The following is a 22,751-nucleotide window of genomic DNA, read 5'->3' as shown; positions in this document are numbered from 1 at the left end:
TCCGGCGGTTCCGTTCCACCTGTCGGGACCGCACCGGTCTGCTGATCGTGATGATCCCGGCGGGCAGGCCGCTGGTGCCGGCGGTTTCGCTGTACCGGCGGTGGCGGGGCCCCGCCGCGGGGCGGACGAGGCCCGGGAGACGGCCGGGCAGGAGTTCGGGGAGAGGTTCGGCCAGGCGTCGCCGGACTCTCTCGGCGGTTTCACCTGGACGACGGACGACCGCTAGTAGGGTGCGGGCCCGTGAGCTCCGCGATACCGGGCAGCCCGGATTTCCTGCATGCCACCCGAACCTCCTACGACGCGATCGCCCGCCCGTACAGCGAGCAGTTCGCCGACCATCTGAGCGACAGACCGCTGGACCTGGCCCTGGTCACGGCCTTCGCGGAGCTCGTCCGAGCGGCCGGTACGGCTCCTGTCGCCGATGTCGGCAGCGGGCCCGGTCATGTCACCGCCCGGCTCGACGCGCTCGGGGTGCCGGCCTTCGGGATCGACGTGTCGCCCGGCATGGTGGCGCTGGCCCGGCAGGCGCATCCCGGGCTGCGGTTCCACGTGGGGTCCATGACCGCGCTGGACCTGCCGGACGAGACGCTGGGCGGTGTGCTCGCGCTCTACTCGATCATCCATGTCCCGGACGATCACCTGCCGGGGGTCTTCGAGGAGTTCCGGCGCGTGCTGGTGCCCGGCGGGCATGTTCTGCTCGCCTTCCAGAGCGGTGAAAAGGACGGGCTGCTGCGCCTGGAGGAGCGGTTCGGTCGCGAGATCTCGCTGGACTACTACTGGCGTACGCCGGATGCCGTGGCCGAGCAGTTGGTCGAGGCGGGGCTGCGGGTGGAGGCGCGGGTGCTGCGTGAGCCGGCGGAGGACGAGACGCGGGCGCGGGCGTTCTTGCTGGCCCGCAAGGGTGCGTGACCGCTCCGCGGGTTGTGCGGCTGCGGGTTGTTCTTCGTCTGCGGCGACGTCGTGGCCGGCCGCGGCCACGCGGCGGAGCCGCATATCGACACAGTCCCGCGCCCCTTCGGGGCGCGGCCTCACGCCGCCGTGACGGCCGACAGGCGGGTCACGTCCCTCGCCGTTCCCGTCACGCCCGACAGGAAGCCCTGTGCTCGGGGTGACGCGTTCTCGGTGAGCCACTCGGGGTCGATGTCGCAGACCGCGACGCGGACCTCCGTGCCTGTCAGGGCCAGCGGGAGGGTGTGGACGACCGTGGAGGGGAAGCTGAGGACCGTGCGGCCGATGGGGCCTCGGCGGGCGATCAGTTCCAGGGGGAGGTCGGGGCGGACGATCTCCAGGCCCGTCTCGACGGCCAGGCGGTGGAGTTTGTCGGTGCTCTCGCGGCGGTGGGCGAAGTAGCGGGTGGCGCCGTGGGTCTTCGCCAGGGTGCGGACGGCCTCCAGGTAGCGGTCGCCGTCCACCACGCCGGTCTCCACCAGCGAGGTGCCCACCATGTCGGCGCCCTTGGTGATGCGGGGCGGGCCGAAGCGGAAGCGGGTCCAGGAGAAGTCGTTGGCGTGGACCGTCACGCCGGGCGGGGTCTCTTCCATGGGCATGGAGGAGAAGACCGCCACCTTGCGTTTGGCGCTCGGGGTGAGGCGGCGGCGGGCCTTGGAGGACACCGGCGCGAAGATCAGGTCCCGGAGGCCCGGGCGGCCGCCCTTGCGGTGCCAGCGGACGAGACGCTCACCGCGGGCCAGTTGGGCGACGAACTCCATCGTGGCCGTGCCGTCGTCGACGACGACCAGGTCGCGGGCCTTGGTGATGGTCAGCAGGAGTTGCACGTACCGGGAGAAGGGGTCGCCCAGGACGATGCGGTCGGCCCTGCGGAGCGTGCCCGTCAGCCCGCCGATCGTCTGGAAGGGGGCCGCGGGGCCGCCCCGGGCCTCCTCCCAGCGGACCGTGTGGCCCTCGTCGCGGGCGAGTTCGGCCATGCGGCGCAGTTGGCCGCGGGTCATGGGGTCGGTCGGGGACAGGACGACGAGGGTGAGCCCCGCGCCGGGCGCCTGGGCATGCGCCCACTCCAGCACGTTCAGGAGCTGTACCGGGCTCTCGACGAACGCGAGAGTGGAGGTGCTGCCGGCGGATCCGGCGCGGCGGCTCATCGACGTATGACCGTCCCGTGAGTGGTGGCGACTCAGACCGAGACCGGCTCGCCCGCCGCCGCGGCGATCTCCGCCTCGGCGACGACGCCCGGGACGCGGCGCAGCTTCTTCATGGGGCCGAGCTCGGAGTCGTAGACCTTCTTGACGCCGTCGCCGAGGGAGGCCTCGATGGTGCGGATGTCGCGGACGAGGCGGGTCAGGCCCTGCGGCTCGACGGAGGCGGCCTGGTCGGAGCCCCACATCGCGCGGTCCAGGGTGATGTGGCGCTCGACGAAGGTGGCGCCGAGGGCGACCGCGGCGAGGGTGGTCTGCAGGCCGGTCTCGTGGCCGGAGTAGCCGATCGGGACGTTCGGGTACTCGGCCTGCAGGGTGTTGATCACGCGGAGGTTGAGCTCCTCGGCCTTCGCCGGGTACGTCGAGGTGGCGTGGCAGAGCAGGATGTTCTCCGAGCCGAGGACCTCGACGGCGTGGCGGATCTGCTTCGGGGTCGACATGCCGGTGGAGAGGATGACCGTGCGGCCGGTGGCGCGCAGGGCGCGCAGCAGCTCGTCGTCCGTGAGGGAGGCGGAGGCCACCTTGTGGGCGGGGACGTCGAACTTCTCCAGGAAGGCGACGGCCTCGGTGTCCCACGGGGAGGCGAACCAGGCGATGCCCTTCTCCTTGGAGTACTCGTCGATCTGGCGGTACTCGTCCTCGCCGAACTCCACGCGGTGGCGGTAGTCGATGTAGGTCATCCGGCCCCAGGGGGTGTCGCGCTCGATGTCCCACTGGTCGCGCGGGGTGCAGATCTCGGGGGTGCGCTTCTGGAACTTGACCGCGTCGCAGCCGGCCTCGGCGGCGGCGTCGATCAGCTTGAAGGCGTTCTCGAGCTCGCCGTTGTGGTTGATGCCGATCTCGCCGACGACGTAGACGGGCTGACCGGGGCCGGCGGTCTTCGAACCGAAGGTGCGCAGACGGGAGTTGGTGCTCATGGCAGGAACTGTCCTTACTTGTTTAGGGAGTCGAGAGAGGGGCCGAGGATCCAGCTGGCGATCTCTCGGATCGCGCCGTCGCCACCGGGGACGGTGGTGACCGCACGGGCGGCGCCGCGTACCACGTCGTGGGCGCTCGCGACCGCCACGGGCCAGCCCACGAGGGCGAAGCACGGGAGGTCGTTGACGTCGTTGCCGACGTAGAGCACGCGCTCGGGCGCGATGCCCTGCTCCTCGCACCACTGCTTCAGTGCGAGGTCCTTGCGGTCGATGCCGTGCAGCACGGGGATCTGCAGCTTGCGTGCGCGCGCGGCGACGACCGGGTTCTGCTCCGTGGAGAGGACCAGCATCTTCAGACTGCTCTTGCGCAGCGCGGCGATGCCGAGGCCGTCCCCGCGGTGCACGGAGACGAACTCCTTTCCATCGGCGTCGATCAGCACCCGGTCGTCGGTCTGGGTGCCGTCGAAGTCCAGTACGACCGCGTCGATGTCGTCGGCGGTCGGGAGGGCGCCGGGCCGGTCCGCGTCGAACAGCGGGGCCAGCGCGCGGGCCCGCGCGAGGTCGTGCGGGTCGTCGATCTCCAGCACGCGGGCGGGGTCCGTGCGGACCAGTTCCGTACGGCCGAAGAAGCGGTGCTGGTGCTTGCGGAAGCCGGCCGCGTCCATCGCGTAGGCGGCGCCGGTCTCCAGGAGGTCCTGGGGGCGGTCCTGGCGGCGGGGGCGGTACGACTTGTCGTGGTTGACGCCGTAGCCGCCGCCGGTGGCCGCGTCAGCCTCGGCGACCGTGCCGCCGGTGACCTCGTCCTCGGCATCGCGCCAGATGAAGCCGTGGAAGGGGGCCACGGTCACCGCGGTGTCCGCGCCGTTCTCGACGACCGCACCGGCCACCCCGTCGATGTCCTCGCGGATGATGAACGGGCTGGTGCACTGCACGAACACCACCACGTCGACGGCCGCGCCGTGCAGGGCCTCATGGGCGTCCATGGCGTGCAGTACGGCGGCCTCGGAGGTGGCCGTGTCCCCGGCGATGGCCGCGGGCCGCAGTACGACCTCGGCGCCCGCCTCACGGGCCGCCGCGGCGATGGCCTGGTCGTCGGTGGACACCACGACGTCCGTCACCAGCCGGGTGGCGAGGCACTCCCGCACGGCACGGGCCACCAGCGGCACACCGCCGACGGGCGCGAGGTTCTTCGCGGGCACACCCTTGGAGCCGCCGCGCGCGGGAATCACCGCGAGCACCCGGCGCACGGAAGCGCCCTGGCCCGCTTGCGGGTTGGACATGGGGACCACTCCTTGGGCTCCTTGCGGAGGAATCGGTGCGAACGCGGCGGGGCGCTCCGCGGGCTGGGCCGATGTGCGGCTCGGCCGCGGGGCCGCGCTGGGACGTCGGTCGTCTGCGGCGCCCTCGTGGTTGGTCGCTCGGGCAGGCACGCCCTGTCCTGCCTCCGTGTGGGCGGTGCCCGCAACCCGCGCGCCCGCCGGCTGCGGCGCGCCTTTCTTCGCGGTGGACACCGCTCGCGCGACGGCCGCTTCCGCGGCGTTCGCGGTCGGTGCGGGCACGTTCGTCCTCTCGGCGCTCACAGCTCTCCCATCCGCCGGATCACCGGGGCCACCCGCTGCACCCCGTGCCGATAGGCACCGCGTGCGGCGCGGCGGACGATCTGGCGGACCGGGCCCGGCTCCTTGTCGTGGGCGGGGGCTCCGGGTAGCGGGCTGCCGTCGGGGCCGAGGTGGTGGCGGGCGAGGATGCCGGGAAGGTAACCGGGCGCGGTCACCGGCGTGTAGTACGGGGCGAGCGGGGGCAGTTCGGGCGCCGCGAGCAGCTTGGCGATGCGTTCCCTCGCCACGTCGAAGGCGCTCTCGTACGAACCTCCCCCAGAGGGGGGACCCCCAGTCGCGACGCCCTGCCGGGCCACCCACTCCTCGTCGGCCACCGGCCGGTGCCCGGCGTCCAGCTGGTCCCAGGAGGCGAGGCATCCGGAGCCCACGAAGTGGTGGTTGCCCAGGACCTCGCGAATGCCGAGGTCGGTCAGGACGACCGTCGGGATACGGCGGTGCAGGGACTCCAGAGCGGCCGTCGAGCTGATGGTGACCAGCAGGTCGGTGCGGTCGAGGACCTCGCCCATGTTCCCGTACACCAGGCGGAAGTTGGCCGGCGGATCGAGCCGCTGGACCAGCTTCTGGTAGGGCTGTTCCTCGATGTGCGTGGTGTGCTCGCCCGGCTTGGAGCGCAGCTTCAGCAGCACCTCGCGCTCGGGGTGCAGCCGGGCGTGCTGGATCAGCCGGTTGAGGAGGTAGACGCGGTCTTTGCGGGTGTCCGGGACGGACGGCTGTACGGCGAACACCACGGTGTAGGGCCTGCGCCCTTGCTTCGCAGAGGGGTCGTGTTCACCTTCGTAGGCAGCCCCGCCGAGGAACGGGAGTGCCACCTCGGTCACCGACGAGGCGTCGGCGCCCACCCCCTCGTACACCGCACGGAAACGCTCCGCGTCCTGGCGGGAGTTGGCGAGGACGAGGTCCGCGCCGTGCCGCAGCAGGAGGCCGTCGGCGAGCTTCTCGTAGACGACGCCGACATAGCCGGTGACGACCACGGGACGCCGCTCGCGGCCCTCCCACGCGTGCCGCAGGCCGTGCAGCATCGCCTGTACGCCACCGCCGACGAGGGCGAGGACGAGGACGTCGTACTCCTCCTCGGCCATCGCGCGCAGGAACTCGACGGCCGTGACCTCCCGGAGGGAGTCGGCGCGCACACCGACCTCCGCCAGCTGGCGGGCGGTGGGCGTCGCCCGCCCGCGCAGCAGGAATCCGCTCAGTTCGAGACCGACTTGCGCGTCCTCGCGGGGTGCGGTTTCCATGGACGGGCCCGGGGCGATGCGAGCCGCGGTCAGCGCACCCCATTTCCAGCGGGTGTCGGAGTCCGCGAGCACGGCGATTCGCGTGGGCTTCGAGGTACTTGGTGGCACGCCGAAGACGGTAAGAAGCAATTCCGAGGCGCGGCCCAACCGCACCTCAACAAAAAGTTAACAACACCCCGCCGAGAGCCGAACTGGCCCGCGAAATCCCCGGAGCTACAGGTGGTGCACCGTTCCGACACATTGAGTTCACCCCCTGTACGGGCACCGGAAAGTTACGCCCCCGACCTGCCTCTTACTCTTCTCGTGTGCCAAAGCTTTCCGTGATCGTGCCGTTCTACAACGTGCAGCAATACGCCCCGGACACCCTCAAAAGCCTTCGCTTGAACGCACAGCGGGATTTCGAGTTCGTACTGGTCGACGACCATTCGAAGGACGAAACTCCGGCGATTCTCGAACGCGCGGCCGAGGAACTCTCCGATGTGGCGCAGGTGCGGTATATCCGCCATGAGAAGAACGGGGGACTCGCCACCGCCCGCAACACCGGCCTGGACGCGGCGCAGGGCGAGTACCTGACGTTCCTGGACGGCGACGACTGGCTGGCTCCCGGCTACTTCGCCGAACTGGTCGCGGCCATCGAGGGGTTGGGCGTCGACTTCGTGCGCACCGACCATGTACAGGCCACCGCCCGCGCACGCAGCATCAACAGGGTCCCCATCGGGCGCCGCTGGGAGGCACTGAACCCGCGCGAGGCGATCCTGCCCGCCGACCGTTCCACCTCCGTGGACTACGCCTTCGCCTGGGCGGGTGCCTACCACCGCCGGCTCCTCGACCAGGGCCTGCTGCACTTCACCGACGGACTGCGCACGGCCGAGGACCGGCCCTGGATCTGGAAGCTGCACCGCGAGGCGGAGTCGTTCGCCGTGGTGAGCCTGCTCGGCGTCTTCTACCGGCGCGGGGTGGCGTCCTCCCTGACGCAGATCGGCGACGTCCGCCAGCTCGACTTCATCCGCGCCTTCGACCAGGTCATAGAGGAGACGGCGAAGGACCCGGACGCGGACCGGCTGCTGCCGAAGGCGGTGCGCACCTACTGCGCGATCATCGCCCACCACGTCTCCGACGAGGACAAGTGGGAGCCGTCGGTGTACCGGGAGCTGCGGGCGCGGAGCGCGGCCGCCATCAAGCGCCTGCCGCAGGACATGCTCGGCGACGTACTCGAGACGATGGACCTGCACCGCTCCTCCAAGCTGCGGCGGCTCCGACGCAGGATCACGACAGCGAAGGCGGCTGCCTGATGCCCCGTACCACCCGCATCTACTGCGTCTCGACCCTGTACGGCGCCGCCACTCTGGCCGCCGCGCTGGACTCGGACTGCTTCGAGGACGAGGACCGCAGTCTGCTGCTGGTCTTCAACAACTCGGCGACCCCGGAGACGACGCCGCCCGTCGACGAGATGCCGGGCTTCGAGCCGCTGCGCGACCACTTCGACGAGATCCTGTCCTGGAACGAGGCCATCAGCCCCTTCCACCCCGGCGCCTGGACCCCGCGCCAGGACGACATCCCGCTCTTCGAACGCTATCTGCGGCTGCTCTGGGGCCTCGGCGACGACCGGGTGGAGCTGGTCGTGGAGTCCATCCAGGTCGCCCCGGCGCTGACGGTGGCCCAGCTGTTCACCGACGCGCCCGTGCATGTCTACGCCGACGGCCTGATGAGCTACGGCCCCACCCGCAACAAGATCGACCCGCTGGTCGGCACACGCGTGCGGCGGCTGCTCCACCTGGACCTGGTGCCCGATCTGACCCCGCGGCTGCTGACCGAGTTCGACGTCCCGGCGGAGCTCGTGCCGACCGAGGCGTTCCTGAAGGTGATGGGCGAACTCGCCTCGTCCGTACAGGACCTGCCGGAGCTGCCCGAGAACTCGGCGCTGCTGCTCGGCCAGTACCTGTCCGCGCTGGGCATCCTCTCCCCCGAGGAGGAGGAGGACCTGCACGTACGGATGATGCGCGGGGCGGTCGAGCGCGGGCACCGCTCGATCGTCTTCAAGCCGCACCCCACCGCACCGGCCCGCTACAGCCGCGCCCTGGAGACCGAGGCCGGGAAGCTGGGCGTGGACCTCACCGTCCTGGACCTGCCCGTCCTCGCCGAGGTGCTGTTCGAGCGGTCGCGGCCCGGCCTGGTCGTGGGCTGCTTCTCCACGGCTCTCTTCACGGCGTCCGCGTTCTACGGCCTGCCGGTCGCCCGTATCGGTACGGCACCGCTGCTGGGCGGGCTCACGCCGTACCAGAACAGCAACCGGGTGCCGGTGGTTCTCGCCGATGCGCTGCTGCCGGACCTGGAGGGCGGCAAGGGTGAGAAGACACTGGCCGCGAGCACGGTCGACGGTCTGCTCGACACGCTCAGCTACACGATGCAGCCGCAGATCTACCCGTCCCTGCGCACGGCAGCGGAACGCTACCTCTCCCAGCATCTGTCCGCCCGCACCAAGCGGTACTTCCGGCGGAAGCGGCTCACCGCCCTGGGGCTGCCGGGCGGCATCCCGGAGCGCCTGGCGTTCCTCCCCCGCAACTCCACGGCCCGCCGGGTGGTCCGCCGGGCACGGGCGCTGAAGAAGGCCGTGGGGCGACAGGCGCCGTAGGAGACAAGGAGAGCCGGGGCCCCCACCGGAGTGGGGGCCCACCGTCGGTCACTCCCCGACGGGAACTCCAAGTGAACGCAAGAAGCCAGGGCGACGGTCAGATGAACTCACCGGGACCACACGGCGAATCATGGTTTTCCCGGCCAAGGCATCACTGTCATTCGGACTAACGTGCCGTGAGGCACCCGTGAGAGTGAACGCCCAGCGAGGGGAATTCAGTGACCAGCACGACCGTCCGGCCCGTGCCCGACGCCCCGGTGCACCAAGTGGCGGCCCGGACGCAGCCCCGCGAAACCCGGCTCCGCGCCCTGGACGGACTGCGACTGATCGCCGCGCTGATGGTGGCGGCGTATCACTACGGCGGACGCGGCGGCGAGGTCACCAGAGCCTGGGGAAGTTCCGCCAAGCACCAGTTCCCCATGCTGCACGGCTATTTCGCCTACGGCTGCCTCGGTGTCCAGGTCTTCTTCGTGATCAGCGGATTCGTGATCTGCATGAGTGGCTGGGGCCGGCCCCTTAAGTCCTTCTTCGCCTCCCGCGCCTCCCGGCTGCTGCCGGCCTACTGGGCGGCGATACTCATCGTGTCGGCGGTGTTCGCGCTGCCGATGGTCGCCTACAAGGCCCTGTCGCCGAGCGACGCCCTGGTGAACCTGACGATGCTTCAGCAACCGCTGGGCGTGGACCGGGTGCTTGGGGTCTGCTGGACGCTCTGGGCGGAGATCCGCTTCTACGCGCTGTTCGCGCTGTGCGTCGTACTGCCCGGGGCGAGCCGTCGCCGCGTGATCCTGTTCTGCGCGGGCTGGACGCTGGCGGCGGCGATCGCGCAGGGAGCGAAGATGCCGCTGCTCGACATCGTGCTGATACCCGAGTACGCGCCCTTCTTCATCGGCGGTGTCGGGCTCTACCTCGTCCACCGCGACCGGCGCGACGTCTACGCCTGGGGCATCGTGGCCGTGAGCTTCCTGATCGGGCAGCACTACGCGGTGCGCGGCCTGTGGAACGCGTCGGCCCCGCACGCCTTCGCCCACCGCTCCTCGCTCGGCATCGTCCTCGTCGTCGCATTCGGCTTCGTCGCGGTCGCCGCGATCGCCCTGGGCTGGCTGAACTGGGCGAACTGGCGCTGGCTGACTGTGGCCGGGGCGCTGACGTACCCGTTCTACCTGGTGCACGAACACCTGGGCTGGGTGGTGATCCACGCCCTGCACATCGGCCTCGGCCTGCCGTCGGCAGCGACCTTCACCCTGACGATCGCGTCGATGCTGCTGCTGGCCTGGCTGATGAATCGATACGTCGAGAAGCAGCTGACGCCGAGACTGCGGGCGGCACTGTCAGGGCCGCGCTGACTGAATGATGCTCGCGCAGCTCCCCCTCGGCTGGTTGATCCTGATGGCGGCCTTCGCCACCTTCCTCCTCTGTCTCGCGGTCGACCGGTGGATGCGCCCACCACGCAAAGGGACGGTGGTCTTCCTGGCCGCGTCCGTCGTCTGCTGCCTCGGCATGGTTCTGGTGGGCAGCCTCCAGCCAGAACACTGGAACGCACGGCAGATGCTGGTCTTGTACTCCTTCTCCTGGACCGGCCTCGCCATGGGCCTGTTCCCGTCTCGCAAGCTCTTCCGGACCGTCAGAGAGGAGTTGGACCGGGGGGTCCGGCGGGAGAAATACGAGTATCCGGCGCGCTACCGATGGGCGGTGCTCGTGTCCGTCATCGGCATGATCTTCCTGGCGTTCTTCCTGGCGAAGTGAACCGGTCCGGCGGCGGAGGAACGCCGGACCGCGCCGCTCAGCCGGCGCCGTACCGCGCCCCGCCCCCCTCGACGATCAGCCTACGTCATCGGACTCGGCCTCCGCTGAGCAGGTCGGGCGGTGCCCGCGCGGATCCGGCAGGGCCCTGAAGGTGCGCGGGGAGCGACCAGCCACGACGCCGCCGCAGACGATCGACAGCACATCGCGGCCCCGCGGCCGGAGCCGCACCCCGATACAGCCCCGCGCCCCTTAAGCGCGCTAGAACGCGTCCGAGGGGACATAAGTCCCCCAGACCTCCCGCAACGCGTTGCACACCTCGCCCACCGTCGCCCGCGCCCGCAGCGCGTCCTTCATCGGGTAGAGGACGTTGTCCTCGCCCTCGGCCGCCTTCTTCAGAGCCGCCAGGGCCGCGTCGACCGCCGGCTGGTCACGCTCGGCGCGCAGTTTCGCCAGGCGTTCCGCCTGCTGGGCCTCGATGGCCGGGTCGACACGGAGCGGCTCGTAGGGCTCCTCCTCGTCGAGCTGGAAGCGGTTGACGCCGACCACGACCCGCTCGCCGGAGTCGGTCTCCTGGGCGATGCGGTAGGCGCTGCGCTCGATCTCGGACTTCTGGAAGCCGTGCTCGATCGCGTTGACCGCGCCGCCCAGCTCCTCCACCTTGGCCATCAGCTCGACGGCGGCGGCCTCCACGTCGTCCGTCATCTTCTCGATGACGTAGGAACCCGCGAAGGGGTCGACGGTCGCCGTCACGTCGGTCTCGTAGGCCAGCACCTGCTGGGTGCGCAGGGCGAGGCGGGCGCTCTTGTCCGTGGGCAGCGCGATCGCCTCGTCGAAGGAGTTCGTGTGCAGCGACTGGGTGCCGCCGAGGACCGCGGCCAGTCCCTGGACGGCGACGCGGACCAGGTTCACCTCCGGCTGCTGGGCCGTCAGCTGGACGCCCGCGGTCTGGGTGTGGAAGCGCAGCATCAGCGACTTCGGGTTCTTCGCGCCGAACTCCTCCTTCATCACGCGGGCCCAAATGCGCCTGGCGGCACGGAACTTGGCGACCTCTTCGAGGATCGTCGTACGGGCCACGAAGAAGAAGGAGAGCCGGGGCGCGAAGTCGTCGACGTCCATGCCGGCGGCGACCGCCGTGCGGACGTACTCGATGCCGTCGGCCAGGGTGAAGGCGATCTCCTGCGCGGGGGAGGCGCCCGCCTCGGCCATGTGGTAGCCGGAGATCGAGATCGTGTTCCACTTCGGGATCTCGGCCTTGCAGTACTTGAAGATGTCGGCGATCAGCCGCAGGGAGGGCTTCGGCGGGAAGATGTACGTGCCCCGCGCGATGTACTCCTTCAGCACGTCGTTCTGGATCGTGCCGGTGAGCTGGGAGGCCGGCACGCCCTGCTCCTCGCCGACCAGCTGGTACATGAGCAGCAGCAGGGCCGCCGGAGCGTTGATCGTCATCGACGTCGAGACCTTGTCCAGCGGGATCCCGCCGAACAGCACCCGCATGTCCTCGACGGAGTCGATCGCCACGCCGACCTTGCCGACCTCGCCGTGCGCGATGGGGGCGTCGGAGTCGTGGCCCATCTGGGTCGGCAGGTCGAAGGCGACCGACAGGCCCATGGTGCCGTTGGCGATGAGCTGCTTGTAGCGGGCGTTGGACTCCACCGCCGTGCCGAAACCGGCGTACTGGCGCATGGTCCAGGGGCGGCCCGTGTACATCGACGGGTAGACACCGCGGGTGAAGGGGTACCTGCCGGGCTCGCCCAGCTTCTCGGCCGGGTCCCAGCCCGCAAGGTCCTCAGGCCCGTAGACCGGTTCGATGGGCAGTCCACTCTCAGTAGATCGAGCACTGCCCGACTCGCGCGCCATGGTGTGATGCCTCCCGCTGAGTTACTGGCCAGTACGGACCGACCCTCCTGCGGACTGTAGCGGGGTGCGTGCAGTCGGTGGAGGGGAGCACGCTGGGAGCTTCCTCACAGCGGTTTTGCGGTCTCCGTCACAACCATGCCCCGCCGTTCGCAACCAGTCATCCGCGGGCAGCATATCGATGACCCGCGGGGGTGTCGGTTGCATCGGTGAGACGACGGGGGGCGCTGTGCATATGACGGGCATGGGGAGATCGACCGCCGCTGCGGCGGTACTCGCGGCGCTGGCAACCGTGTGCGGCTGCACCGTGCAGGGCACGGACGGCAAGGGTCACTCGCCCGTCCACATACAGCTGCCGAGCAGCACCCCCACCGGCAACTCCCACTCCGGCTCCGGCTCCGGCGACAAGCCGGGCGCTTCGCCCTCGACGGCCGGTCCCGCCGTGCTGTGGTCCCGCGGCGACTCCGGGGACGACGTGCGTGAACTCCAGGCCCGGCTGCGTCAGGTCGCCTGGCTCTACGACGGTCCGACCGGGACGTACGACGACCTGACCGAGGAGGCCGTGAAGGGCTTCCAGGGCAAGCGCGGGCTGCCCACGACCGGGCAGACGGACACCGCGACCTGGCAGCGGCTGCTGAAGATGACGCACGAGCCGGGGAAGTGGGAGCTGTATCTGATGGGCGGTCAGCCCGCGGGTCCTGCGGATCCGCGGTGTCTGACCGGGCGGGTGCTGTGCATCGACAAGACGAGCCGCACCCTGCGCTGGATGATCGACGGGCGGACGGTGTCGACGATGTCGGTCCGCTTCGGCGCGACCGGCACGCCCACCCGCGAGGGCGTCTTCCACGTGTACTGGAAGTCCCGCCACCACTGGTCGACGCTCTACGACTCGTCCATGCCGTACGCGATGTTCTTCAGCGGCGGCCAGGCCGTGCACTACTCGTACGACTTCGCGGCCCGCGGTTACGCCGGCGCCTCGCACGGCTGCGTCAACGTCCGGGACGAGTCGGCGATCGCGGATCTGTACGCGCAGGTGAACGACGGCGACAAGGTCGTCGTGTACCGGTGAGCCCCGGAGCCGGGGAGAGAAATGAGTGGGGCGCGGGCGGAACCGGGGGAACGTGTCCCGCCCGCGCCGATGCACGAGCCGTGGGTACGGGGGGAACCCCGGCTCTGTGCGACGGCCGATGACCAGTCGGCTCACTCAGTACTGCGCGGGTGGGGCCGAAAACGTTACTGGCGGGCCGAAGAAAATTTTGCGAGCCGCAAAACCGCAGGTCAGAGCGCGCTGTACGTCGGCTTCGGGGACGGGGGCAGTGTCGTCACCAGCTGCCTCGGCAGAAACGGCGGGAGGGGGGACGGTACGACGGTGGGGCCGGGGGCTATGTGGTGGCCGTCGCCGTCACCACCCTGATCCCCCTGGTCGCCGCCCTTGCCGTGGTGGCCGCCCTGTCCGCCCTTGCCCTTGCCGTCCCCGCCCTTGTCGTCGCCGCCGCGGGACGCGCCGTCGGTGCCGGCGAGGACGTTCTTGCAGTACTTCCAGACGCGGGCCGCTCCGGAACCGCCCGCCGCACCCTCCAGGGCCCGCCTGCGGTCGGCGGTGAGTTCCTTGCCGTCGCGCATGTCGCGGCAGGCCGCCGGGGCGCCCAGCCACCAGCCGCCGCCGGCGGCCTGTCCGTCGTCGGAGCCGGAGCCGGGCTTGGCCGAGGAGCCACCGCCGGTCGAGCCGTGCGGGGTCGTGGAGCGCGTGGAAGGGGCGCTGGAGCCGTCGGGGGTGGTGTCGCCCAGGGCGCTGTTCTGCGAGGGCGACACCAGCGGGCGGTCGGGGCTCGCGCCCACCGAGACGGAGGCGACGGGGCCGGGCTCGTCGTGGTCGAACGGCGTCGGAAGCACTCCGGACGTCGCCGCGAACGCGACACCGCCGACCATGCCGGCGGCCAGTACCGCCGTCAGCCCGAAGCGCGCGGGCCGTCCCCAGCGGGAGCGCCGTGGGACCGCGGCGGAACCGCCGATGCGGACGAGCCCGGCGTCGGAGGTCCGGAAGCGGGAACGGTGCCGGCCGGCGGCGGCCTGCTCGGGCAGCGCGCCGGAGCGGGCCGCTCGGAAGGCGGCCAGCGCGGCGGCCTCGCCGGGGAGTTCGGCGCTGCTCAGCGGGGCCTCGACGATCAGCCCGTCGAGGGTCTTCGCGAGCCGTTCGGCCTGGTCGCGGGAGGCGGCGTCGACACTTTCGAGTGACTCTCCGCGCAGCAGGAGCTCCGCTGTTTCGCGATCCAGCCACCGGTCGGGGCTCGGGCCCGTGGCGGAGCCGCCGGCGGACTCCGAATCCTCCGGAAAGGCACAGCGCTCGTCGGCCATCACATGTCCTTCTGCGTCCGCGCAACGCTTTGCGTCACACTCGCGGACGTCACCGCGCGGCCGCGCGGTTCCCTCTGGAGCGGCAGCCCGTCCAGGCCGACGCTCGATTCCGGATCCTCGCCGAGCAGTTCCGCGAGCCGCTTCAGACCGCGGTGCGCCGCAGTGCGTACGGCACCCGGGCGCTTGCCGAGGGTCTCGGCGGCGGTCTTGGCGTCCAGGCCCACGACCACGCGCAGCACGACGGCCTCGGCCTGGTCCTGCGGCAGCCGGGCGATCAGCGAGAGGGTGTGGTCGGTGGCCAGGGACTCCATGGCCTCGCCCGCGGTGTCGGACTCGGCGGCCCTGCCGGTCAGTTCCGTTTCGTCGCCGCCGATCGCCGGGCGGCGGCCACGCATCCGTATGTGGTCCAGCGCACGGTTGCGGGCTATCCGGGCGGCCCAGCCGCGGAAGCGGTCCGCGTCGCCGCTGAACCGGTCCAGATCACGGGCGATCTGCAGCCAGGCCTCGGACGCCACGTCCTCGGCGTCCGGATCGCCGACGAGCGTGCGGACGTACCCGAGCAGCCGCGGATGCACGGCCCGGTACACAGTCCGGAACGCGGTCTCGTTCCCGTCCTGTGCCGCAAGCACCGCGGCGGTCAGCTCCGCGTCGTCCCCCAGCACCCGATGGTTCCTCGTTCGATGGTCGCGGCGTCGAGGCCGCCGATCGTTGCGATGGTCTGCGATGGTCGTTCGTCTTCCGCGCCCGGCGCGAAAGGCACGTTACGACCTGAAACCGCCGCTCGTCCATGTCCGTACCCCATGCAACCACCTTGCGGAGGGGCTCCCCGTACCCGGGGTGTGACAAAAACCGCACTCTCGGCGCTGTAGAGAGTACGGGCCGCCGCGCGGCCCGACCGCGCGACGGCCGGGGCCTCTCCTGTGGGGGGTGGCGGCCCCGGCCGTTGCTTCGGTTGCTGCTCCCGACTGCGGACGTCGGGGCGTGAGGGCCGTGCCGGGGCATGCCGAGCCGGCTGTTCCCGCCGCTCGGGCCTTCAGCCGGTGGTCAGTTGCCGCTCTTGCCGCTCGCCTTGCCGGCGCTCTTGTCCGGCTTCCCGGACTTGCTGGAGTCATCGGCCTTGCCGGAGTCATCGGCCTTGCCCTTGTCGCCGGCCTTCGCGGTGTTCTCGGCCTTGGCGGTCCTGTCGTCCTTGCCCGGCTTGGGGGTGGCCGTCGACTGCCCCAGCCGCTCGGCGCAGTAGGCAGTGACATTCGCCTCGCCGCCCGCGGCCGCGATCAGCCGCTGCCAGGCCGTCGAGTCCAGCGCATGGCCGTTGCCGTCGGCCTTCTTCTCGTACGCCCGGCAGTGCGCCTCGGTGTCCTTCGCCGTGTCCGGACGGTCCGGGGTGGCGGCGGCACCGGGCGTGCCGGAGGCCGTCGCGGAGGGCACGACCGGAGCGTGCCGCCGCTGCCGGGCCGCCTGCCCGTCGTCGTGCGAGGAGCCGCCGACCGAGCCGATCGCCGCGAAGGCGACACCGCCCATGGTGAGTCCGGCCAGGGCCAGCGTCAGGGTGGCCCGCAGGGAGCGGCGGGCCCGGCCGTGCTCGCGCGGGCGCCAGTCGTCGCGGCGCCGGGTCCGCGCGCGTAGCGCCCCGGCGTCGCGGGCGGCCCGGAACGCGGCGACGGCCCGCTGCTCGGCGTCGGCGTCGAGTGCACCCGCGCACATCGCGTCGGCGAGCAGGCCCTCCAGTACGGGTCCGGCAGCCCAGTCCTCGGTGCCCGACAGGGGCCCGCCGGGGTGTACGCGCCGACGGCCGCCGGGGGCACTGCCGTCGCTCTGCCGTTCACCCATGTCCGTATCCATCCGTGTCCGACGGCCGGCCCTCGCGGCCGCCCCTGCCGTCGTTGACGTTCATCGCGTCGTTGATGTTCATTCCGTCGTTGACGTTCGTTTCGCCGTCGACGTTCATTTCGACTCCCCCAGCGTCCGGGGATCCTCATTCGTCACACCTGGGGCGCCCAGCCGGTCCGCGAGGCGCTTCAGCCCCCGGTGCGCGGCCGTGCGCACGGCGCCGGGGCGCTTGCCGAGGACGCGGGCCGCCGCGGGGCCGTCGAGGCCGACGACGATGCGCAGCAGCACGGCCTCGGCCTGGTCGCGGGGCAGACTGCGTACCAGCTCCAGGGCGCGCTCCGTGGAGAGCGCCTCCAGCGCCTGGTCGTAGGTGCTGTGGGTACCGGGCAGCTCCAGTACGTCCTGTTCCAGCGCCGACGAGCGGGGCCGCACCTTCTGCCGGCGCAGATGGTCCAGGGCGCGGTGCCGGGCGATGGTCGCGGTCCAGCCGCGGAAGCCCGCCCCGTCGCCCTTGAAGCGCCTGAGGTCCCGGGCGATCTCCAGCCAGGCGTCGGACGCGACGTCCTCGGCGTCGTCGCCGACGATCCCGCGCAGATAGCCGAGCAGGCCGGGCTGCACGATCCGGTACGCGACCGCGAAGGCGGCCTCGTCGCCCTCCTGGGCCCGCGCGACGGCCGCGCCCAGCTCCCCGTCGTACGGCTGCACGGGGCGGGGTTCGCGTCCCTGGCGCAACAACTGTCCTCGTTCGTACGAGTGCGAAGGTGGCTCTGCCGAGCCCGCGCCGCGCGTCACCTCGGTCCGTGCGCGCGCCTTCACGACCCTCTGCGTCAGGCGTCACGGAAGTGTCACCGCCGGTCGGATGTCACCGCTGTGCAGCATGTGCCGCAGCGCTGAACGCCCTCATGCGGTGGTTCGCTTCGCCCGCCCGTGCAGCTTCAGACAGAAGAGCTGGAGGGAGTCCTCGGGGCCGCCCGCCTCGAAGCGGTTGACGACCTTCCCGAGAGGGTTCCAGACCCGCCCGTCCGGCATCCGCACGCCGACCGGCTGGCCGAAGTAGCCGTGCTGGTGGGCGTCGAAGTCCACCCATACGGCCCCCGCACGACGCACGAGCACCTCACCGACGTACGCCCCCGGCCCGAAGAGCGTGCCGCGCGCCCGCTCCAGGTCGGCGCCGCCCTTGCGCAACCCGTCGACCAGGAAGTCGACGACCCGCAGGCTGCGCTCGGAGTAGTCCAGCGGCAGCCGGTTGCGGGCGGTGACGCGCGAGACGAAGACGGCCGCACACGCCCGCATGTCGCTCGCGCACGGCACGCGCGGGTGCGCTTCGCCCACTTCGTCCATGAGATGGCTCTTCGTTCGCTCGGCCCGGGGAGAACGCGGAGCGCTTCCCCTGCCTCATGAAGCGGCAGCAGAGCCTCGGGCATCACCGGTCCGAGACGTGTCGATCACCACACGAGCAAGCGCAACAGGGCGGGCGGGCCGCCTGTCAGGACGGGCCGGCCACGGCGGCCGCCGAGTGATGTTTGGCCAGAGCCGAGCGCCGTGTGTAAGTGCCACCTGCTCTGTGACAGGTGTGGCAGTCATGGTCCTGGCACCCACACAGTCGCCGTGCGGGCCGTGCACCAGTCCGGCAGGACCACGACGACCGCCGCGCTGAACGTCGTCGCGGAGACGACCGCGCCGACCTTCACCACCGCGCCGAAGCTCTCCCTGCGCACCGGCACGGTCAACACCGACAACGCCGCCCTGAAGTCGGTCAGCCTGCTGACCCCGACGACGGCCGGCTTCGGCCCGACCACCACCAGCTCCAGCCGCACCGCCGTGTCCGGCACCGCGGGCACCTGGTCGATGAAGGCGTACGACTACGCGGGCAACACCCGTACGTCGTCCGCGTCCTTCACACCGGTGATCCTTCAGGAGACCTCGGCCGTCAAGTCCGGCAGCTGGACGGCGCGTTCCTCCACCAGCTACCTGGGCGGGAAGTCGTACTCCAGCGGTTCGAAGGGCGCGAGCCTGACCTGGACCTTCACCGGCCGCTCGGCCTCCTGGGTGGTCAGCCGCGGGGTGGGCGCCCGAACCTGTCTCTTATTACGGCGATTCTCCCGCCGCGGTCACCTTCGGACGCCGTCGGTCGCATCCCGGCACAGCAGCCGCAGCGAACCGTCCCCGTGCCAGCAGCGCCGGGCCTCGTCGAAGGGGTCCCACATCCGGCCGTCGGGAGTGCGTATCCAGTGGTCGCCGCCGGTCGCCCACCATTCGGCGCCCACCTGACGGACGATCACTTCACCGGCGTACGCCCCGAAACCGCGCAACACGCTCTCCACTGCGGCGTACGGCGCCCCTTCCTGCCGTATCCCCTCGATCATCCGGTCGACGCGCCACAGGCTCTGCGCCGAGTAGTCGAGGCGCAGCCGGGCGCCCTCGCGCATGGCCGCGACCGCGTCCGCCGCCCACCGCACGGGCTTGGTCGCCGCGCTCGGCCTGGTCTCGTGGAAGGTAGTCACATAGACAGGAGCGGGGTCGGCGGGCCATCCGTCACGCGATTTACGGGGAGTTCCCGATACCGGCGCAGTACCGCCCCACTGCCGCCGCAGGACGGTCACAGGACTCCCTCAGGTGCGAGTTTTGCCCGGGAGTGACGCTTCGCCCCTTCCGTGCGCTCCTCTCACTGATGAGCCCGTACTTCCATCTCCGCGCGGTGCCGCCCTCGGCCCTGCGCAACAGCGCGCCCTGGCTGCAACGGCTGTTCGAGGACGACTGGGACACCGTGCGCCGACGGATCGACCGCCACCGGGAGGAGATGCTGGACCACCACTACGTCGACCACGACACCCTCTACGCGGGCGCACCCCCGCACCGCGCCGGGGAGGGCCCCCGCACCCACGTGGTCCTCGGCGGCCGTCCGGTCCCCCACCACGCCCCCGAAGCCCCACCGTTTCTCCTGCTGACCGCGGCTCAGGCGGCCCGGGTGGCGGCTTTCCTCACCTCGACCGACATCGAGCCCCTCTGGCACCAGGCCCGCGACCACCTCCTCCCGCGCTACGGCGGCCCCGCCACCGAACAAGAAACCCACACCCTCATCACCTCGACCCACCGCGACCTGACGGCCTTCTACCAGCAGACGGCCGAGTACGGCGACGCGGTGGTCAAGTGCCTGCTGCGCTGATTTCCCGCCGTGGGGCACGATTGCCTTCCCTGGGACGCGGCAGCGGCTTCCCCCAGGGTGCCGGGAGCGGCTTCCCCGAGGGCCGCGGGAAGCGGCCTCTCCGGTAGCGGCAGGATGCCTTACCGAGGAGCGCCGACAGCGGGCTCTCCGGTGGCGCCGGGCTGCTTTCCCCAGGGGTGCCGGCAGCGGCTTGTAGGGGCGCGGGGAACTGCGCGACCAGCCACGACGCACCCGCACCCGCCCAACACACCCCCCAACCGCCCTATCCCCGCCGCGCCCGACGAGACACCACGGCCTGCAGAACCCGCCGCCCCTCGACCGACACCTCCAGCGCCCGCCGCAGCCCGCCCACCCCATGCCCGGCAAGCAACTCAAGTACGGCGACCTGTCGCCGCAACTCCGCGGCGACAAGCGGCGACATCCCCTCCGTACGCCCCTCCCGACGGGAGTCGACGGAGGACGCCTCGTCCTCCAGCGGATCCAGCATCCGATGAATCTGCAGCGCAGCGACCGAGCACGCGTCCGCCCACACCCGCACCTGCGCCCCCGACCGCTCCACCGGCGCAGCCTCCAGCATCCGGCGGGCCAGCAGCGCCGCCTCGCCCTCGCCCGGCCCCTCGGCACCGCCGAGCCTCCCGCGCGCCTGCTCCAGCCGCTCACCCCAGTCACCGACGTCACCGGAGTCCGCGAGGCTGGCCCACAGCGGCCGCAGGATCTCGTCGTCACCGCCGAGCAGCGGCACGCACCGATCCAAACAAGCCAACCCGCTGGCGGCCAGTCCGCGGTCGTCGGCCTGAGCGATCAGTTCCACCAGGCTCATCCACGCCTCCTTCTGCGGGTCCCGTACCGGGCCCAGCAGGGCTCTTCCCTTACGGAGCCCGCACTTCCCCTTACTGCGTGCGACGGCCCGGGAGTGTCACAGCCGTACCACACCGAGCCGGTCGAGCAACTGGAAAAAGAGGTTTTCGGCCAAGGGATCGGCGTCGGCGGTCAGTACGTCCAGCAACGGCCCGGTGTCCACGTCGTGCCCCGCCTCGGCGGCCCACGCGACCGCCCGGCCGGCCGCGTCCCGCGGCTCCAGGAAGTAGTCCTCGATCGTGAGCCCCTCGCCGGCCGCGCCGAGATACCCGGCCATCGCGGCCCGCGCGAGACACGTGGTCCACGCCCCGCTCTCGGGCGCCGCCGCCTCCACCACGACCGAGGCGCTGTCCATGACGTACCCGAAGAGCGCGGGCGCCCCGGTCTCGGCGGCGAGGACGTTCATGTTCCCGACCTCGCCGTCCCCGCTCGGGTACTCCCACACCTGCCAGCCACCGGCCGCCGACGACCGCTGCAGCATGCCCTGCGCCCCGGCGAGCGCGTCGAGCTCAGCAAGCGGCCGCTCGCTGCGGCCCACGACGAAATACCCCCAGTAGCCCATCCCGGCCCCCCACGGCTGCGTCACCTTCGGCTCGCGCCGAATACACCACAGTCGTACGACAGTTCGCAGCTGTATGGGCCAAGAGACCCTGCCGGCCGGGCGGCGCTCAGCCCAGCCGACCGGCCAGCGCCTTGAACTGGGTCCACGACAGCCCCGGCTGCCCCGGATCCCACAGCTTCTGCACCGTCGCCCGCAGCGGCATCCGGATCCCGGCCGCCACCTGGTCCTGCGTCTGGGAGTTCGACAGGTCGCACCACACGGCGAAGGACCCGCCGAGAATCTGCCCGTCGTACTGCGGCGGCACCGCCTGCGTGCCGCGCACCACGCGCGGCGTCCACTGCTCGTAGATCCGCTGCCCGGTCGGGTAGACGAAGTTGTTGGGCTGCCCGAGGACGTAGTACAGGAACTCGTCGTTGTAGTTGATCAGCTTCCGCCCCGCGCTCAGATACTCCACCGGCTGCCGCGCGCCGATCTCCTTGCCCGTCCAGTACGCGACCTGCAGATCCTTGGCGGGCTGCACGGACGTCCCGCGGAAGAACCCGTCGTTCCACACCCGCATGGTCCGGCCGTGGGCCCGGATCGTGCCGGCCCGGTCGTTGAGCCACCCGGTGGTCAGATCGGAGACGGTGGCACCGGGCCCGTACTTGTTCACCGCGGCGGCGGCCAGCTGCGGATAGGAGGCGGCCGGGTTGGACACCATCAGGGCCAGGTACTCGTCACCGCCGAGATTCCACTGGTTGCCGGGGAAGAGGCCGGCGTACTCGTTGAGCAGATCGTCGACGATCTTGGCTGCGGCCGGCTTGGAGATGTCGACGGCCCCCTTCGCCGCCACGCCCTGGACATTGCGCAGCTGCAGATCGGGGTGAGCGGCGATGACGGCCCCCAGATGCCCGGGCGAGTCGATCTCGGGCACCACGGTGATGTGCCGGCTCGCGGCGAGATCGACGATCTGCTTCACCTCGGCCTTCGTCAGATGCTGCTGCGAGACGATCTCGGGGTGCGTGTCGGACTGGATCCGGAACCCCTGGTCGTCGGAGAAGTGCAGCCCCAGCTGGTTGAACTTCAGGTCCCCGAGCTCCCGCACCCGGTCCTCGATCCAGCCTGCGGTGAAGTGCTTGCGCGCGATGTCCAGCATGAACCCGCGCACCGCCTTGGCCGGCTGGTCCCGCACGATGCCCTCGGGCGCCGTACCGCCGCCGTGCACCTCCTGCTTGAGCGTCCGCGTGCCGTAGAACACACCGGCATCCGACGGCCCGCTGATGTTGACCCGGCCACCGCGCACGGTCATCGCATACGACTCCGGGTTCGCCCCGTCGCCGTCGCCCAGTGCCAGCCGTACGTCCCCGGCCTGCACGTCGTCCTTCTCACCCGCGTACGTCAGCCCCAGCTCACCGGCGATCAGACGCCCCTCGTCGGCCAGATCGGCATCGTTCACGACGACCCGCTCACCACGCGCCGGACGCCAGCCGGGCCCCCGCGCCGCGGTGTGGGAGCGCACGGCGGGGATGGTCTGGGGAGCCTTCGACAGGGCGTACGAACGGGTCGGGCGCGGCGCCGGACTCCCGCCGCCCGAGGCGCTGGCCGCCGCGCCGGATCTGCCGTCGGACGGCGACTGCCGCTGCGCGGACCCGGCAGGCCCGCTGTCGTCGCCGGAGGCCCAGAACCCCAGGCCGATCCCGAGCGCGACGGTCCCGGCGATCGCGCCCGCGATGATCATGCGCCGCTGCTGCTTCACGTTCTGCGCCGGAGACCGGCGCCTGTGCTGGCTCACAGCGTCAACCTAAAGCCCATGGACAACATGACGCGTCCACCACGCGTTCCGAAACTCTC

Annotated in this window: 23 protein-coding genes and 1 pseudogene; 9 read left to right on the top strand and 15 right to left on the bottom strand. The window is 71.2% G+C overall.

Going from position 1 to position 22,751, the window contains the following annotated elements; translation table 11 throughout:
* Nucleotides 1-100 precede the first annotated feature (100 nt).
* Nucleotides 101-226: a hypothetical protein gene (locus ACWCRD_RS11365; protein ID WP_450965614.1), complete on the top strand. Its 126-nt coding sequence runs from the start codon at nucleotides 101-103 to the stop codon at nucleotides 224-226.
* Between the two features lie 14 nt (nucleotides 227-240).
* Nucleotides 241-909 (top strand): class I SAM-dependent DNA methyltransferase, encoded by a 669-nt coding sequence (locus ACWCRD_RS11360; RefSeq protein WP_450965613.1) that lies wholly within the window; start codon nucleotides 241-243, stop codon nucleotides 907-909.
* 119 nt (nucleotides 910-1,028) lie between these two features.
* On the opposite strand, the gene ACWCRD_RS11355 is transcribed toward ACWCRD_RS11360, so the two are convergent.
* From ACWCRD_RS11355 to ACWCRD_RS11340, 4 genes are all read right to left on the bottom strand, one after another.
* Entirely contained in the window at nucleotides 1,029-2,096 is a 1,068-nt protein-coding gene (locus ACWCRD_RS11355; RefSeq protein ID WP_450965612.1) for a hypothetical protein, read from the bottom strand.
* Nucleotides 2,097-2,128: 32 nt separating this feature from the next.
* Nucleotides 2,129-3,067 carry an N-acetylneuraminate synthase family protein gene (locus tag ACWCRD_RS11350; RefSeq protein ID WP_365838664.1) on the bottom strand — a complete coding sequence of 313 codons (939 nt, stop codon included), beginning with the start codon at nucleotides 3,065-3,067 and terminating at the stop codon, nucleotides 2,129-2,131.
* A 14-nt stretch (nucleotides 3,068-3,081) separates the two neighbouring features.
* Nucleotides 3,082-4,347 carry a cytidylyltransferase domain-containing protein gene (locus tag ACWCRD_RS11345; protein ID WP_450965611.1) on the bottom strand — a complete coding sequence of 422 codons (1,266 nt, stop codon included), beginning with the start codon at nucleotides 4,345-4,347 and terminating at the stop codon, nucleotides 3,082-3,084.
* A 296-nt stretch (nucleotides 4,348-4,643) separates the two neighbouring features.
* On the bottom strand, nucleotides 4,644-6,029 hold the full coding sequence (locus tag ACWCRD_RS11340) for a DUF6716 putative glycosyltransferase (protein WP_450965610.1): 1,386 nt from the start codon (nucleotides 6,027-6,029) through the stop codon (nucleotides 4,644-4,646).
* A gap of 197 nt (nucleotides 6,030-6,226) precedes the next feature.
* Here ACWCRD_RS11340 and ACWCRD_RS11335 point away from each other — a divergent pair, with 197 nt between their 5' ends.
* The 4 genes from ACWCRD_RS11335 to ACWCRD_RS11320 all read left to right on the top strand — a co-directional run bounded on the left by ACWCRD_RS11335 (nucleotide 6,227) and on the right by ACWCRD_RS11320 (nucleotide 10,296).
* Nucleotides 6,227-7,213, top strand: a complete 987-nt coding sequence (locus ACWCRD_RS11335; protein ID WP_450965609.1) for a glycosyltransferase family 2 protein — start codon at nucleotides 6,227-6,229, stop codon at nucleotides 7,211-7,213.
* On the top strand, nucleotides 7,213-8,553 hold the full coding sequence (locus ACWCRD_RS11330) for an alpha-2,8-polysialyltransferase family protein (RefSeq protein WP_450965608.1): 1,341 nt from the start codon (nucleotides 7,213-7,215) through the stop codon (nucleotides 8,551-8,553). Before ACWCRD_RS11335 ends, ACWCRD_RS11330 begins: the two co-directional genes overlap by 1 nt.
* Before the next feature lie 218 nt (nucleotides 8,554-8,771).
* Entirely contained in the window at nucleotides 8,772-9,896 is a 1,125-nt protein-coding gene (locus tag ACWCRD_RS11325; RefSeq protein WP_450965607.1) for an acyltransferase family protein, read from the top strand.
* Between the two features lie 4 nt (nucleotides 9,897-9,900).
* Nucleotides 9,901-10,296 carry a hypothetical protein gene (locus ACWCRD_RS11320; protein WP_450965606.1) on the top strand — a complete coding sequence of 132 codons (396 nt, stop codon included), beginning with the start codon at nucleotides 9,901-9,903 and terminating at the stop codon, nucleotides 10,294-10,296.
* A 258-nt stretch (nucleotides 10,297-10,554) separates the two neighbouring features.
* Here the strand turns inward: ACWCRD_RS11320 and ACWCRD_RS11315 are convergent, their stop codons facing one another.
* Entirely contained in the window at nucleotides 10,555-12,153 is a 1,599-nt protein-coding gene (locus ACWCRD_RS11315) for an acyl-CoA mutase large subunit family protein (RefSeq protein WP_450965605.1), read from the bottom strand.
* Nucleotides 12,154-12,394: 241 nt separating this feature from the next.
* Here ACWCRD_RS11315 and ACWCRD_RS11310 point away from each other — a divergent pair, with 241 nt between their 5' ends.
* A complete protein-coding gene (locus ACWCRD_RS11310) occupies nucleotides 12,395-13,219 on the top strand; it encodes a L,D-transpeptidase family protein (RefSeq protein ID WP_450965604.1) in 825 nt (274 codons plus the stop codon).
* A gap of 209 nt (nucleotides 13,220-13,428) precedes the next feature.
* Here the strand turns inward: ACWCRD_RS11310 and ACWCRD_RS11305 are convergent, their stop codons facing one another.
* From ACWCRD_RS11305 to ACWCRD_RS11280, 6 genes are all read right to left on the bottom strand, one after another.
* The gene (locus ACWCRD_RS11305; RefSeq protein ID WP_450965603.1) at nucleotides 13,429-14,505 is read right to left on the bottom strand and encodes a hypothetical protein; all 1,077 of its coding nucleotides are present in this window, start codon (nucleotides 14,503-14,505) and stop codon (nucleotides 13,429-13,431) included.
* On the bottom strand, nucleotides 14,505-15,167 hold the full coding sequence (locus ACWCRD_RS11300) for an RNA polymerase sigma factor (RefSeq protein WP_266959333.1): 663 nt from the start codon (nucleotides 15,165-15,167) through the stop codon (nucleotides 14,505-14,507). Before ACWCRD_RS11300 ends, ACWCRD_RS11305 begins: the two co-directional genes overlap by 1 nt.
* A gap of 382 nt (nucleotides 15,168-15,549) precedes the next feature.
* Nucleotides 15,550-16,335, bottom strand: a complete 786-nt coding sequence (locus ACWCRD_RS11295) for a hypothetical protein (RefSeq protein ID WP_450965602.1) — start codon at nucleotides 16,333-16,335, stop codon at nucleotides 15,550-15,552.
* Nucleotides 16,328-16,453, bottom strand: a complete 126-nt coding sequence (locus ACWCRD_RS11290) for a hypothetical protein (protein ID WP_450965601.1) — start codon at nucleotides 16,451-16,453, stop codon at nucleotides 16,328-16,330. Before ACWCRD_RS11290 ends, ACWCRD_RS11295 begins: the two co-directional genes overlap by 8 nt.
* Nucleotides 16,450-17,067, bottom strand: coding sequence for an RNA polymerase sigma factor (locus tag ACWCRD_RS11285; protein ID WP_450965600.1), 618 nt, complete (start codon nucleotides 17,065-17,067; stop codon nucleotides 16,450-16,452). Before ACWCRD_RS11285 ends, ACWCRD_RS11290 begins: the two co-directional genes overlap by 4 nt.
* A gap of 168 nt (nucleotides 17,068-17,235) precedes the next feature.
* On the bottom strand, nucleotides 17,236-17,676 hold the full coding sequence (locus ACWCRD_RS11280; protein WP_450965599.1) for a hypothetical protein: 441 nt from the start codon (nucleotides 17,674-17,676) through the stop codon (nucleotides 17,236-17,238).
* 249 nt (nucleotides 17,677-17,925) lie between these two features.
* On the opposite strand from ACWCRD_RS11280, the pseudogene ACWCRD_RS11275 reads away from it, so the two are divergent.
* Nucleotides 17,926-18,396: pseudogene (locus tag ACWCRD_RS11275) on the top strand (N-acetylmuramoyl-L-alanine amidase); the annotation flags it as partial.
* A gap of 50 nt (nucleotides 18,397-18,446) precedes the next feature.
* Here the strand turns inward: ACWCRD_RS11275 and ACWCRD_RS11270 are convergent.
* Nucleotides 18,447-18,839: a hypothetical protein gene (locus tag ACWCRD_RS11270; RefSeq protein ID WP_344404504.1), complete on the bottom strand. Its 393-nt coding sequence runs from the start codon at nucleotides 18,837-18,839 to the stop codon at nucleotides 18,447-18,449.
* Nucleotides 18,840-19,006: 167 nt separating this feature from the next.
* Between ACWCRD_RS11270 and ACWCRD_RS11265 the strand changes: the two genes are divergently transcribed.
* Nucleotides 19,007-19,501 carry a DUF1877 family protein gene (locus ACWCRD_RS11265; RefSeq protein ID WP_450965598.1) on the top strand — a complete coding sequence of 165 codons (495 nt, stop codon included), beginning with the start codon at nucleotides 19,007-19,009 and terminating at the stop codon, nucleotides 19,499-19,501.
* 262 nt (nucleotides 19,502-19,763) lie between these two features.
* Here ACWCRD_RS11265 and ACWCRD_RS11260 read toward each other — a convergent pair whose 3' ends face one another.
* The 3 genes from ACWCRD_RS11260 to ACWCRD_RS11250 all read right to left on the bottom strand — a co-directional run bounded on the left by ACWCRD_RS11260 (nucleotide 19,764) and on the right by ACWCRD_RS11250 (nucleotide 22,638).
* Nucleotides 19,764-20,321 carry a hypothetical protein gene (locus ACWCRD_RS11260; RefSeq protein WP_450965597.1) on the bottom strand — a complete coding sequence of 186 codons (558 nt, stop codon included), beginning with the start codon at nucleotides 20,319-20,321 and terminating at the stop codon, nucleotides 19,764-19,766.
* 96 nt (nucleotides 20,322-20,417) lie between these two features.
* Nucleotides 20,418-20,921 (bottom strand): hypothetical protein, encoded by a 504-nt coding sequence (locus tag ACWCRD_RS11255; protein WP_450965831.1) that lies wholly within the window; start codon nucleotides 20,919-20,921, stop codon nucleotides 20,418-20,420.
* Nucleotides 20,922-21,027: 106 nt separating this feature from the next.
* On the bottom strand, nucleotides 21,028-22,638 hold the full coding sequence (locus ACWCRD_RS11250) for a beta-N-acetylhexosaminidase (protein WP_450965830.1): 1,611 nt from the start codon (nucleotides 22,636-22,638) through the stop codon (nucleotides 21,028-21,030).
* Nucleotides 22,639-22,751: the final 113 nt, after the last annotated feature.

The organism is Streptomyces sp. NPDC002092, from assembly GCF_053593775.1.
This window is presented reverse-complemented; position numbering and strand designations above follow the sequence as displayed.